We start from the raw sequence: 14,139 nt of genomic DNA on the forward strand, positions 1-14,139 counted from the left end.
CTTTATTTCAAATTCTGATTAAGCCAATATTCAAATTCATTGTAGGCCGTTGCAATATTCTTAACTGAGCGTTCTCCCCAAATGCCAATATAATCTCTATTACCACCGCCACGAAGTATTTGTTCTGCTTCTTCTTTCACAAGCCTTTTTAAAATCTTACGCCAATCCATGATGGTTGCATCTTTATCAGCATCAAACTGAATACTTGCTAATCATTGTCTAAATGGCTGATCAATTTTAAAATACAATTCTTCCACTTTTTGATTAGTGAATAAACTTGAAGAAATATTACGTATTTCTTTTATATCATCAATATATTTTTTATAGGTTCTTGAGATAACCTTTTTGGTCTCTTCGACTTCGTCGTTAATACGATTAACCCAACCATTTTCCCTTAAGTCAGTTACTATAAAATCATTTATGGATAAAGAATCAATAATTTCATCAGTAGGAACCATTGAAGACTTATTACCATCATCTTTTAGGCTAACAGCAGAAATAATAATATTTTTATCACCCAACTCTTCTTTTATCTTCCTTAGCCAATCAATAATGCCTGGCTTTCTTGTTATATGATCAATTGTCAAAAGTCCGAATGAACGCCATAGAGCTTGATTAGATAGATGTTTTTTAGGAGTAAAGGTATCTCGATTAACTCCCGTTTTATTATACTTCCATAAAGTCATTGGCTCTAAAAAGTTGTCTTGTTCACTGATTCTACCAATTTTAGCTATTCGACATAAAAAGGGTTGATTTGTATCAATATTTGGAGCAATATAAACTCCTCTGCTCCAAATTGTATATAAACTAGCAATATTGTTAACGTTTGTAAGTTCTACTATTTCACTACTTTTAAATTCCCAGCATGGTTTTTGAATATGAAATAAATTATCATATTCATTATAGGGAAGAATAAGATTAAGCATTAAAGTCTCAAATAAATTGTTTCCATGTAAATAAACGCCACCTAGTCCATACAACCATCCAATAAAATGTTTGCCACTTTGAGAAGCAAATTTCTGCTTATCTCCTGCACCACTATAGCCTTGATACGTTAACAACCAACGAATAATCTCAGATGCTGTTAATAGATCTTTATTTTTTTGTGCTCTATATTTCGGTGAAAATAGAGCACATGTATTTTCACTTTCTGAAATTAACCTATTAATATTTTTGCCATATAATGTTCCAGAAGTTTTTTCTAAGTCTAGAACTTCTTCAATATCCTCTTTTCTGACCTGAAAGAAAGGATACTCTTCATCAAAGAGATAAAATCTGTCTCGCCATTTTTCTAAATATTGGCTGATAATTTCAGGAAATCTCCCTTGTTCCCACAACTTTACCCAAGTATCGTACAGATCTTCTGCATATTCTTCAATATCTTCTTCTTCTACAACTTCAACCTGTCTGAAACGTTCATCCACTTCTAGGTAATCGTAGGGATGTCCATCTGCATCAAATCTCGAAAAAACTGTATGTAAGACAGCTAAAAGCACTCGTAAAACGGCAAAATCCTGCGTTTTTGTATCACCAGCTAGGTCCTTATAGTGGTGAGCATTGGTAAATAGATCTAGTAAAGACACTTCTTTTGTTATCCCCTGATCATCAATGACAACGGATAGCCTGGGCTCATCTAGCAAATTAAATCGACTCAAATTATTACATCCTTTCTACTTGTATGCCGTATTTTTCATCATAAATTAGTTTAAAACCTTTTATTATAAACTCATTGTTGTCATCAAAAATGATGCCTAAAGATCCCTTTAGCCAAGGAGAACTAGACCAGTTAGAAAAATGCTTTAGATAGTATCTTTCTAATTCCTCAATGGTCTTATCAACATTATAAAATTTAGATAATGTTAAAGGCAGCCGTAAGGTATTTTGTGCAACTTGTTTGGCCAGATCACCTTCTACTATATCAGCTGAAATATCTTTTTCATCTCCAAATAAGCCATAACCATCATTGATTTTCTTTAAGGCAATAACCTCAATAGTGTCTTCAATATCCCTGACCTGCGCATAAGCTTTTTCTTCATTTTCATCAGGATTTGGATTTTTTAGCCAGCCAATAAGATTCTCTGACCGTTTTCTAGACGGCTTCAAAACAGGATTAGCAATACGATAGTTTTTAGCCTTTGATTTTTTCTCTTCCATTTTAGAGATATATTTCTGTCGTCCTTCCATATATTTGGATAATAACACTTCATCAATGTCAATATTCGGAACATCCTCAGATTTGATATCAAACTCATAAACCTTTTGTACAAGAGGAGAAATAGCTTCTGGTAAATTAATAGAATCTGGTAAAAAATATTGTGTTCTCGCCAAGAGATAATCGCCATAGACAAAGGAGGAACCTTCTTCAAATTCTAACTGGTCACTTGTTCCCAAAACATAACAATGAGGTTGTTCATGTTGTGCAGGTCGCTTTATGTCATCGTGTCGATGCAGCCGTCCTAACCGCTGGATTAACAAATCCATCGGCGCTAAATCACTGATTAACATATCAAAATCAATATCTAAAGACTGCTCAATCACTTGTGTGCCAATAATAATTTTTTGTTTGGGTCGCTTAGCTTTCTTACCAATCATTTGTAGGAGCTCTTTTTCCTTTTGCGCCCTGTGAGTTGCAATAAAACCTGAATGTAGTAGTTCTACCATGTCTTCACCAAGTTTTTCTGCAAAATATTGAGCTAATTTCTGAGCTCTTTTGACTGTATTGACAATGAGACCAATTACACCTCCATCACGAAGAGCGTCTTTTATTAGATTGAGTAGCTGATCTTCTTTTAACTTTTCAATAATGATCCGTTTATGCTTACTTTCTTGAAATTCCTTAATTTGACAAACTTCAGTTCCGTTATTGTAAGTAATTAAAGGATAAGCATCTGTTTTTAATTCGTGGGCTAATTGCTTTCGCTCTGTTTTATTGAATTCCTTTCCTAATCCGAACATATAGCTTTTTAAAAGTTCTACTCTTCTTTCAGCAGGTAAGGTTGCAGATAAAATGATAACTGGTACACCATAGGCTCCCATCCATCGCAGTACTTCTAACAAATATTGGTTCATATAAGCATCATAGGTATGAACTTCATCAATAATCACAACCTTTCTACTAAAACCTAAATGTCGTAAGGCTAAATGTTTTTGCTTCAAAGCCACCATCAACATTTGATCAACTGTCCCGACAACAAAATCATCTAGCGAGGTCGTCTTTTTACCAGAAAACCACTCATTAACAATAACACTACCGTTATCAGCATCGTCAATATTAATATTCTCAGACAGACAAGAAAAGTCCTCATTTAATTGTGCCTTCCCATGCACAAGATGAATAGAAAGATTTTCTTCTAATTCCCCTTGAACACTCTCAAGCCATTTCTCGATTCTAGAGAAGATACCGTTCGAAGTCGCCTGGGTTGGTAAACCAAAAAATATACCATTTCTACCCGTCTTAGCTGCTAATTGCTCTGCTGCTACAAGGGCTGCTTCTGTTTTTCCAATCCCCATAGGAGCTTCTAATATCAAAATTCCAGGATTGCGTGTATTTGCTATAGTATCTGCTAACACCATTTGAACATTTCTAGGTTGAAAGTCAAAACGTTTTTCATAAAGTCTATTAAAGTTCACAGTAACTCCAGGTTCCCATAGCCCAGTCTTTTTCCACTTTTCAAAACCCAAAATTTTTCGTTCTAATGGATGTCTTACGGCTATATCATCAATAGATAGTAAAGGGAAATAGTACTCGTTACTAGCAATCCAGTCAGCCATAATAAGAAGGCCTGATAAGATAACTTGTGCGGGTTGCCTAATCTTAGGTAAACTCTCAACGCTGTCAAATCCACTTATGCCCAACGCCCAGTCAAAAATACTTCTTTGTTTATCTTTCCACTTTTTATTAATCCCATTACCTGAATCTTGAATTTGAAAATAATTACTTGGATAAGATAACCCTTGATTTTTATAATGATCAACCTCATCAATCGGCTTATCATGATGTCCACCAATTATCGTTGAGATATCTTCTTTGACGCCATAGGAGTGTAAAAGATATTGACCAGCAATACTATGATGACTTTTGCTAGGTTTAGCCAGCTGAAGTGAACTGATTCCTTCAAAACCATTTCGTTCCAGACGTTCCAAGAGACGAAGATCTAAATCTTCAGAATGACAATAACCTTTTTGAGTCTGAAAAGCTGGACTTGCTTTGCCTATGTCATGGACTGCTGCTAAAAATTGTATGACTTTCTTTCCTAAATTATCAATATCATTATTAGTCTCTAGGGAGTCTATTATGAGCTTTTGAAAAGGCAACACTTTTCTGTACAACATTTATAAAGTGCTTTTTTCTTTAAGCAATTAATCTCCATGTCATGGGTGTCTGGTAGTTGAGACTGCCATGAATGCGATGGTAATTCCACCAGTGCACATAATCTTTCGTTTTAAGGATTAATTCTTCCAGTGACTGAAAGGTTTCTTGATGAATAAATTCAATTTTGAAAGCGCGATAGGTGCTCTCAGCTACCGCATTGTCATAGGGACAGCCTGCTTGGCTTAGAGAACGATTGATTCCAAAAGCTTCCAACATGTCATCAATCAGCTGATTATCAAACTCCTTCCCACGATCAGAATGGAAGATCTTGACCTTGGTCAGAGCGTAAGGGATGCTCTGAATCGCTTGTTTAACCAATTCGGCGGTCTTATGCCAACCAACTGACAAACCGATGATTTCACGATTGAAGAGATCAATAATCAAGCAAACATAAGCCCAGCTATTACCGACACGAACGTAGGTTAAGTCTGTTACTAAAGCATTTAGAGGCTTTTCTTGATGAAATTGTCTGGCTAAGTGATTAGGAATAGCTGCCACATTCTTCCCTTTTGAATGTGGCTTGAAGGCTGCTTTCTGATAAACGGATACTAAGTTGAGTTTGTGCATGATGCGACGAATCCGACGACGAGACAGCTGGATGCCTTCATTTTCCAAACATTTCTTGATTTTCCTAGCCCCGTATCTGGCCTTACTTTCGAGAAAAATAGCTTTGATATTTTCTTCAAGTTCCGCTTCAGAGACTGGTTTAACAGCCTTGTAGTAATAGCTAGAACGAGGAATGTTCAACCAACGACACATGGCTGAAATGCTATATTTGTCTTTATTAGCAGTGATTACTTCTCTTTTCGTGCCATAATCACCGCCGCTTGCTTTAGGATATCTAACTGCATTTCGAGTTCTTTATTACGCTTTCGGAGTTCAATCAGTTCACGCTGCTCATCTGTAAGATTATCAATAGTTTTAAAGGAACCAGTTGTTTTAGCCTGACGTACCCACTTATCGAAGGTTGATGGGGTTAACTCATATTCTTTGATAAGCTCACTTCGTTTCATCCCTGCATTGTGAAGGTCAACGATTTGTTGCTTAAAGTCATCGGTGAAGTGGCGACGTATTTTTCTAGACATAATATTCTCCTATTTTCTTTAGTGTAGAACACTTTATAAATTCTGTCTAGTTTAGTGTAACCTATTCATTTTTTTGTCCCTCTCCTAACCAGTGTTCCCAAAGTAAACCTGCTATATCGTGGGTATCTTTTAAATGTTGTCCAAGTGGTAACCACAACAATCTACCATTTTTTTCCTTCTTCTTGGCCCAAAAAATATCTTCGCCCTTACTATACATTAATATTTCTCCTAACTATGATATACGTCTCACTCTTAAAATAATTACAAGAGAAGCCTTAGTATCATAGTTTAAAATCTAAAATCACTTTGATTTATCTATTAAACGTTAACTTTCCTAATACAATTGAGTTATTCTTATTTTATCATAAAAGCGCTTACATTTTTAGGTGAAGAAGCTTTTTTTATGCCGAATACTAGTATAAAATGTGTGCAACATTTTCTAATTACACACATTTTCTAATTACACACATTTTCAAAATTCTCTCATTTTTAAGAGCTTCCGTCTTCTTCAAGTAAATTCTAATATCAGTTACATGAGAAGCCTAACTGTTAAAAGATTCTCTGAGATATTTTTTGAAACATCGCTGCGCCTCTGTCTCAGCTAGTTCCTGCCAAAATACAACTTTCACTGGATAAAGAAAAAAGGTCTCAGTGGTCACCTAATTTATCATAACAAACAGATCGGTATAACCGTCCTCAAATACATTAGTCAATCGATCTACCCAGAAAGACAAATCATCCAAAAGATCTCTTAGTCAACCAAACTCATTTAAGCCAGATTTTACTTTACCTTTTGAGCCACTACAATTTGCATATTAATCACCCTTTTCATTATCCATTAAAAGTGCCAAATAATCACTATGAGAATCTAAACTATGAGAAACCCATACCACTTCATATTCTTCATAATCATATAAAAAATAAGAAATTTCCTATAAATATAACCTTAGATAAGATAATTCGAATGAAGCCTCATTCCTAATTTCTAATCAACTTAGAAAGCGACCTAACGGAATAAGACTAATCTCTAAAAACAGCCTGTTAATTTATCAACAAGTTTTTGGGCTGTGAGTAACGCTTTTAGAACATCTGAAATTTAGTTACAGATCTGATAAAAATCCTTGTGAGCTCTTGAAGAAACTTTAACCTTGTAAATCATCCAATTCAAGTTCCTTATTGATAGCATTACATTCATAGCCTTTATCCATCTTATATTCCATAATACTCTCAGAAATTTCTATCTATAATTGGCTAAGCAACTGCTCGCGCTTCAATTCCTCTTATGTCAACAAAGGGATTTCACATCTCATCACAAGATTCTTCAAAAACAAGTTCAGTTTCTTAGTTATGACAGCCTTATTTTCAGTTAAAACCTGCTTAGCCTGTGATAACAATTCACTATCCGTTTTAAAGGAAAGCTGCGCCTTAATCATGGAAATCCCAGACTGCGTCACAAAAGCCACTGAAAAATAAAAGGCTGTGTTCTTAAACAATTCCTACTGTAAATCCGTCAAAACAAAACGCTTCTCTTTCGTTTTGTTAATCAAAACCTTGGGTGCATAAGTCCCATCCCGAAAGCTAACCGATTAATCAAACCAAACCGCATAGATATTGACAACTGAGCTCCGAAATCTAAATTATACTAAAAATAGCCCCATCACTTTGATAGGACTATTATCTAATAGATTTTTTTGGATTGTAGAAATTATAGTAAAATTTATTCACTTTTCAAAAAGTTTTTCTTGCTTCATTGATTTACTAATAAATCTTGTTAACCAAAAATAATTTGTTATCTTATTTCTTAATCCACTTTTATGACAAGCATTTATAACTTATGAATTGAACTTTTTTCTAGCATATTACTCTTCCTAAAAATTTTATTAGTAATATTATACAAAAAACACAGCCTTTCGACTGTGTTCTCATTTTACTATTTTACAAGTTTTTGCATCTCAGCAATACGCTCACTCGTCGCATCATACTTAGCCTGATAATCGGTCTGCTTGTCTCGTTCTTTCTGAACCACTTCTGGTTTGGCGTTAGCGACAAAGCATTCGTTGCCAAGTTTTTTAGCAACCATGTCTAGTTCTTTTTGCCATTTGGCTAATTCTTTGTCTAGACGAGCTAGTTCTTCTTCGACGTTGAGCAAGTCAGCTAGTGGCAAGTAGATTTCTGCCCCTGTGATGATGCTGGTCATGGCCAACTCTGGTGCTTCCATGTCAGATGAAATGACTAATTTCTCTGGGTTTGTGAAGCGGTTGATGTAATTTGTGTTGTCCGTGAAGAAGTTTTCTAATTCTTTGTCAGACGTTTTAATCATGATGGTGATGGCCTTGCTTGGTGCAACGTTCACTTCTGCACGCGCACTACGAACCGCACGGATCAAGTCTTTGAGGCTTTCCACGCCCTTGTGCGCAGCTTCATTCTCAAAAGCCGGATTAACAACAGGATAGGCCGCTGTTACGATTGAGCCCTGGGCGATTTGTCCGAAAATTTCTTCCGTCACAAATGGCATGATTGGGTGAAGAAGACGCAAGATTTTGTCCAAGGTATAAAGAAGGACAGAACGGGTCATCACTTTTTCGGCTTCATTTTCGGAATAGAGCACTTCCTTTGTCAACTCAACATACCAGTTGGCGAACTCTTCCCAAATGAAATTGTAAAGGATGTGGCCTGCAACACCGAACTCGAACTTGTCAAAGTTCTCTGTAGCTTTGACGATAGTCTCATTAAGGTTGTGAAGAATCCATCGATCCGTCACATTACCCGCTTCTGAATTAGCAATCTTAGCGACATTGCTTTCAGCTTCTTCAAGTGTCAAACCTTCGTTATTCATCAAGATGTAGCGGGAAATGTTCCAAATCTTGTTAATGAAGTTCCAGCTGGCATCCATTTTTTCATAAGAGAAACGAACATCTTGTCCTGGAGCAGAACCGTTTGATAGGAACCAACGGAGAGCATCTGCACCGTATTTTTCAATAACATCCATTGGGTCAATACCATTACCCAATGATTTAGACATTTTGCGTCCTTCTTCGTCACGGATAAGTCCGTGGATAAGAACGTTCTGGAATGGGCGTTGCTCAGTAAATTCCAATGATTGGAAAATCATGCGCGATACCCAGAAGAAGATGATGTCATAACCTGTAACTAATGTGGAAGTTGGGAAATAACGTTTGAAGTCTTCAGCATCTGTATCAGGCCAACCCATAGTTGAAAACGGCCATAAAGCAGATGAGAACCAGGTATCAAGAACGTCTTCATCTTGTTTCCAGCCGTCGCCTTCTGGTGCTTCTTCGCCAACATAGATGTCACCTTCAGCATTGTACCAAGCTGGGATTTGGTGACCCCACCATAATTGACGTGAGATAACCCAGTCATGGACATTTTCCATCCAGCTCATGAATGTATCATTGAAACGTGGTGGGTAGAACTCAACTTTATCCTCTGTTTCTTGGTTAGTAATAGCATTTTTTGCCAATTGGTCCATCTTAACAAACCATTGGGTTGATAAGCGCGGTTCAACGACAGCACCTGAACGTTCTGAGTGTCCTACTGAGTGAACACGTTCTTCAATTTTTACTAGTGCACCAAGTTCTCTTAACTTTTCAACTGTTGCTTTACGGGCGTCAAAACGATCCATGCCAGCAAATTCGCCAGCCAGCTCATTCATTGTTCCATCGTCGTTCATGACATTAACTTGTGGTAAGTTATGGCGTTGACCTACTAAAAAGTCGTTAGGGTCATGGGCCGGTGTTACCTTAACAACCCCAGTTCCAAATTCAGGATCCGCATGCTCATCACCAACGATTGGGATAGGCTTATTCACGATTGGTAAGATAACGTTTTTACCGATCAAATCTTTGTAACGAGGATCTTCTGGGTTGACCGCTACGGCCACATCACCAAACATGGTTTCAGGACGAGTAGTTGCCACTTCTAATGCGCGCGAGCCATCTTCCAACATATAAGTCATGTGGTAGAAAGCACCTTCTACGTCTTTATGGATAACTTCGATGTCGGAAAGGGCTGTGCGGGCAGCTGGGTCCCAGTTAATGATGAACTCGCCACGGTAAATCCAGCCTTTTTTATAGAGGTCAACGAAGACCTTACGAACAGCTTTTGATAACCCATCATCGAGGGTGAAGCGTTCGCGAGAATAGTCAACTGAGATTCCCATCTTGCCCCATTGTTCCTTGATAGTTGAGGCGTACTCATCTTTCCAATCCCAAACTTTTTCCAGGAATTTGTCACGGCCAAGATCGTAGCGAGTAATACCTTGCTCACGCAGACGTTCTTCTACTTTAGCCTGAGTCGCAATCCCTGCATGGTCCATCCCTGGTAACCATAGGGTATCAAAGCCTTGCATGCGTTTTTGGCGGATGATGATATCTTGAAGGGTTGTATCCCAAGCATGTCCAAGGTGAAGTTTACCCGTAACATTTGGTGGTGGAATAATGATTGAGTAAGGTTTAGCAGTTTTGTCGCCTGATGGCTTGAAAACATCTTGGTCAAGCCAAGTTTGGTAACGCCCAGCTTCAACTTCCGCTGGATTGTATTTTGGTGATAATTCTTTAGACATATAAGTCCTTTCTTGATGTGTTAATGTAATTTCTTTTTGAATATTTTCCTTAAGTGGCTATGGACGGAAGCGAATTCCTTTCTGACACTTTCACCACGGCGGAAAGTATGGGGTGAAAATATAATACGATACTCAATCCAGTTATTGTCCATCATTTCAAAAGATTATGAATGACGCATCCAAACAAGTTTTGAAATATCAAATTGACTAATCATGATATCTCTCCCATTCACTCTTAAGCAAACCATAAGCCAACTCATGACAGCAATTATTCTGGGCATCTTTTCTGTCACGAATACAAGCTTCAAGAGTAAAGCCAAGTTTTTCAGCAACTCGCTGACTCTGCTTGTTATAACTAAAACATCTAATTTCTACCTTATGGAGGTCAAGTAGAGTAAAGGCAACTTCAATCAAGGCAGAAACAGCTTCTGGTATATAACTCTTGCCCCAATAATCAGGATGCAACAAATAACCAATTTCAAAGACATCATCTTCATGACGGTGGTTAAAGTCACAAGAACCAATAATTTTATCTTCGCCCTTGATAGTAATACCATAGCCTGACGGTAGTTCTTTTTCTTGAAGATTTTTAAGGTAATTATTTTCAAAATAATCACGTTCTTCTTCAACAGCCTTGACTGGTGGAAAACCTGCTGGATAACAGACTTCAGAAAGGCTAGCATAGCAAAACATATCCGTCACATCATCAAGCGTCCGTTGACGCAGATAAAGACGGTCAGTTTCAACATCTGGGAGACAATTATTTTCGATTTTGCCAAGGATTTTCATCAGTTTATCCCTCCTCATCCATTAAAGTTATAATTTTTAAAGCTGCTTCCTCTGCTGTAAGCTCTGTATTATTTAATTTATAATACTTTTTCAATTTTTGGGGAGCTACTTCTGGATTATACACAGCATATTCCATGGTATCTAAGATATCTCTTTCTGACCATTCGACATCCTGTTTTAATGGTTTATGAGAAAGTCGATTCTCTGTCTTATTTCTACGTAGACGTTCAGACAAATCCGTCTCCAATTCAACAAAACAAACCTCTTGTCCATGACGATTAAAGATATTTTGAATTTCTTCTAAAAAAGTAATATCTTGAGAATCTGCAAAATTAATGACCACTGTAAAGATCATTTTCTGTCGACTCTTCGCAAATGCTTCAAAAAAATCAAAACGAATGTTATGAATCAACTCTAAGGTTTCTTCAGACCAGGGCATGAATCGAAGGACAAAATCAATACTTTCATGGTTATGAAATAAGGTCATTTTTGTCCTTTTAGCGATTTCTTGACCAATGGTCATTTTTCCTGAAGCCTGGGCTCCGATCATAACTAAATGCATCTTCTCTCCTCCCATTCTTCCCTCAGCAAGCCAAAAATCAATTTATCACGGTAAACATCATCACTTTTCATACGTTGGCGAAGCCTTGCTTCTAGCTGAAAACCTAATTTCTCCGCCACGCGCTGACTTTGAGAGTTATAGTCAAAACTGACAATTTCGATTTTGTGAAGATTGAGCTCTCGAAACCCAAAATCAACTAAGGCAGAGACTGCTTCTGGCATGAGTCCTTGTCCCCACAAATCAGGGTGTAAGACATAGCCAATTTCCAGAATATCTGATGTGATGGCTTTGGCAAAATTCACAGTGCCCATGAGTCTATCTTTCCCCTTAAGACAAATGGCATAGATGCGTTGACGCACAGCATCACCCTTTTTATCCAAATCCATTTCAATAAAGGCCTGACACTCTTCAACAGATTGATTGACAGGAAAACCAGCCAATCGGGCCACTTCAGGGCAGTGTCCATACTCATACATAGCCTCAGCATCCGACAAGCGAACGGGTCTCAAGCTTAACCGCTCAGTATCAATTCTCACAAATGCATCCATAATCACCTCCAACAGATCATTTCAAATCCATTAAAAATCTTCTGATATCAAAAAAGCCCCATCTAGCCTTAGCTAGACAGGGACGAATCGATTGCTTAATCCGCGGTACCACCACTGTTTCAGATTACAAAAAGAATCTGCCACTTTATCTCTTTACTTGTAAACCTCAGCTACATGCCTTGACATCTGTACGGATTTCTCAACACCACCGCTCTCTGAAACAGACTAACTCAAAACACCTCTGATTGCTATTATTTTAACAGAGTTTATAGGGGAAAGCAAGCTCTTTTTAGTTTTTGAAAGCAACCCCGCGTTGTAAAATGAAGTGCAACAAAAAAGACATGTTCGTCTGATATACTAGAATTCCCCAATTCAGTATGGAAAGCAGATGAACATGTCCAACATTAATTCTACCAGAAAATCATCCTATTCTCATCTTTCAGCCACAGAACGGGGTGAAATTGCTGCTTATCTTAAAATGGGAAAGAAACCCGCTGAGATTGCTCGACTCTTGGGTCGTCACCGTTCTACAATCTGCCGAGAAATAAAACGTGGTTCAGTAGAACAGGTAAAGGATAAGAATGGAAAACAAACCTTCTTCAACGCCTATTTCGCTGATAGTGGGCAACGTGTCTATGAAACCAATCGTCAAAAGAGTTCTTATCTCAAGTTGAATGACTGCTCCGCTAGGTTCATTGAACAATTAGAATCTGCCTTGACGGCTAACATTCGTCTCCATAGTGTGGATAGTTTTGTTCAGACTTACAAAGTGAACCATCCTGAAGAAGTCGTCCCCTCTACCAAAACGATTTATCGTTATATCAAAGAGGGGGTATTAGCTATTAAACCAATCGATTTGCCTAACATGGTTAGTATCAGAAAACGTTCTAAGAAAGTCATGAAGAAGAATAAGAAGACTTTAGGTAAATCTATCGAAGAACGTCCAGAATATATTAATGATCGTTCTGAATTTGGGCATTGGGAGATTGATTTGGTTCTCGGCAAGAAAACCAAAGGTGAAGCTGTTATGTTGACTTTGGTAGAGCGCCAGACACGCTATGCGCTAGGAGTTAAGCTAGAAGACAAGCAGTCCCAAACCATTAACCGTGCTGTCACGCATCTCATCAGTCAGTATCCTATTGCATCCATCACAGCGGATAATGGTTCTGAGTTTAGTTTACTCTCAAACTTAGAAGCTGTTGAAGTTTACTTTGCACATCCCTATTCTTCACATGAGAGAGGAAAAAACGAGAACTTCAATGGCCTCCTCAGAGAATATGTCCCTAAAGGAGTCTCACTTAATCCACTAACCTCTGAAGAACTTGACAATTATATTACTGCCATCAATGAGCGCCCAAGACGACTTCTTCAATATCAATCCTCAAAATTCCTGTTTGAGCTATCCCGAACAGCTTAACATCTGGAACTCTAGTTATCTATGAACTGGTTGCACTTGACTTGACAACTTGCGTTTTGAAAGCAACACCATTTTCCTGCAATTTCTTAACGGTAGCTGGTCCGATTCCTTTCAATGCAAGAAGTTCTTTTTCCGTCCATTGACTAAAAGCAGCTACCGAATGAATTCCTTCCATATATAAAGTTTCCACAAGATCGGAGCGTAAACCGTTCAATTGTGGCTGTGAGGCAAACTCATCAAGTGAAGCCTTATTGTCATGAGATGTTAAGCTTTCAACTTTCTGACTGCCTTTTGTCACTAAGTCTTTGCCTGCTGAAATCGTTTTGTCTACAACTATCTCTACAGTTTCTACAGTTTGATTAAAAACTTGACCTGCTTTTGTCAATAAGCCTTGACGTTTCATTTCTAATTTTAATGCTTTTTTACGGTTTTTTTGTTTTGCCACGTTTCTTTCCTCTTAATTCTTAATAATGTCTAGCACCAAATAAGTCATCTGGTACATCGTGAAATGCTTTGCCATTATGGTAGTTGTCAAACTTACCCAACAAGAACTCATAGGCATCTAATTTGCTCTCATAACGGATAAAGGCATCTTTTGCGCGGTCATCATCATCTTCTTGAGCTACTTGTCTGCTGGTCTCCATGGCTAGCTGATTGACTTGAATTTGAGTCTTAACCCAAGCTTCAAAATCTTTTAAAAATTCTTTGTCATAAGACATGCTTAGCTTCCTCTTTCTCATATTATCCCAATCATTATATCATAGCCTTGCTTATTGCGCTATCC

At 37.7% G+C, this 14,139-nt stretch carries 10 protein-coding genes and 2 pseudogenes; 1 reads left to right on the forward strand and 11 read right to left on the reverse strand.

Annotated features, from left to right (window positions below):
• Positions 1-2 precede the first annotated feature (2 nt).
• The 9 genes and pseudogenes from STRIC_RS02940 to STRIC_RS12580 form a co-directional block, all read right to left on the reverse strand.
• Positions 3-1,655: pseudogene (locus STRIC_RS02940) on the reverse strand (type I-E CRISPR-associated protein Cse1/CasA).
• A 4-nt stretch (positions 1,656-1,659) separates the two neighbouring features.
• Positions 1,660-4,332, reverse strand: coding sequence for a CRISPR-associated helicase/endonuclease Cas3 (locus STRIC_RS02945; RefSeq protein WP_008087910.1), 2,673 nt, complete (start codon positions 4,330-4,332; stop codon positions 1,660-1,662).
• 19 nt (positions 4,333-4,351) lie between these two features.
• A protein-coding gene (locus tag STRIC_RS02950; RefSeq protein WP_156033570.1) for an IS3 family transposase occupies positions 4,352-5,457 on the reverse strand; the annotation gives its coding sequence in 2 pieces (ribosomal slippage) (positions 4,352-5,181 and positions 5,181-5,457; 1,107 coding nt in all).
• Between the two features lie 70 nt (positions 5,458-5,527).
• Positions 5,528-5,674, reverse strand: a pseudogene (locus STRIC_RS12065) (HD domain-containing protein); the annotation flags it as partial.
• Between the two features lie 1,063 nt (positions 5,675-6,737).
• Entirely contained in the window at positions 6,738-6,950 is a 213-nt protein-coding gene (locus STRIC_RS12265; protein ID WP_008087948.1) for a hypothetical protein, read from the reverse strand.
• A 437-nt stretch (positions 6,951-7,387) separates the two neighbouring features.
• Complete coding sequence (locus STRIC_RS02965; RefSeq protein WP_008087961.1) at positions 7,388-10,039, reverse strand: valine--tRNA ligase; 2,652 nt, start codon at positions 10,037-10,039, stop codon at positions 7,388-7,390.
• Between the two features lie 207 nt (positions 10,040-10,246).
• Positions 10,247-10,828 carry a GNAT family N-acetyltransferase gene (locus STRIC_RS02970; protein ID WP_008088013.1) on the reverse strand — a complete coding sequence of 194 codons (582 nt, stop codon included), beginning with the start codon at positions 10,826-10,828 and terminating at the stop codon, positions 10,247-10,249.
• Positions 10,829-10,832: 4 nt separating this feature from the next.
• A complete protein-coding gene (locus tag STRIC_RS12575; protein ID WP_008087974.1) occupies positions 10,833-11,390 on the reverse strand; it encodes an ATP-binding protein in 558 nt (185 codons plus the stop codon).
• Positions 11,381-11,938, reverse strand: a complete 558-nt coding sequence (locus STRIC_RS12580; protein WP_008087812.1) for a GNAT family N-acetyltransferase — start codon at positions 11,936-11,938, stop codon at positions 11,381-11,383. The genes STRIC_RS12575 and STRIC_RS12580 overlap by 10 nt, the downstream gene beginning before the upstream one ends.
• A gap of 394 nt (positions 11,939-12,332) precedes the next feature.
• Here STRIC_RS12580 and STRIC_RS02985 point away from each other — a divergent pair, with 394 nt between their 5' ends.
• On the forward strand, positions 12,333-13,355 hold the full coding sequence (locus STRIC_RS02985; RefSeq protein ID WP_200857366.1) for an IS30 family transposase: 1,023 nt from the start codon (positions 12,333-12,335) through the stop codon (positions 13,353-13,355).
• Between the two features lie 19 nt (positions 13,356-13,374).
• Here the strand turns inward: STRIC_RS02985 and STRIC_RS02990 are convergent, their stop codons facing one another.
• Together STRIC_RS02990 and STRIC_RS02995 are read right to left on the reverse strand one after the other, a co-directional pair.
• Complete coding sequence (locus tag STRIC_RS02990) at positions 13,375-13,800, reverse strand: helix-hairpin-helix domain-containing protein (RefSeq protein WP_008087883.1); 426 nt, start codon at positions 13,798-13,800, stop codon at positions 13,375-13,377.
• A gap of 19 nt (positions 13,801-13,819) precedes the next feature.
• Positions 13,820-14,074 (reverse strand): DUF1912 family protein, encoded by a 255-nt coding sequence (locus tag STRIC_RS02995; RefSeq protein WP_008087830.1) that lies wholly within the window; start codon positions 14,072-14,074, stop codon positions 13,820-13,822.
• Positions 14,075-14,139 lie beyond the last annotated feature (65 nt).

The sequence above is a fragment of the Streptococcus ictaluri 707-05 genome (genome assembly GCF_000188015.2).
GTDB classification, from domain to species: Bacteria; Bacillota; Bacilli; order Lactobacillales; family Streptococcaceae; genus Streptococcus; species Streptococcus ictaluri.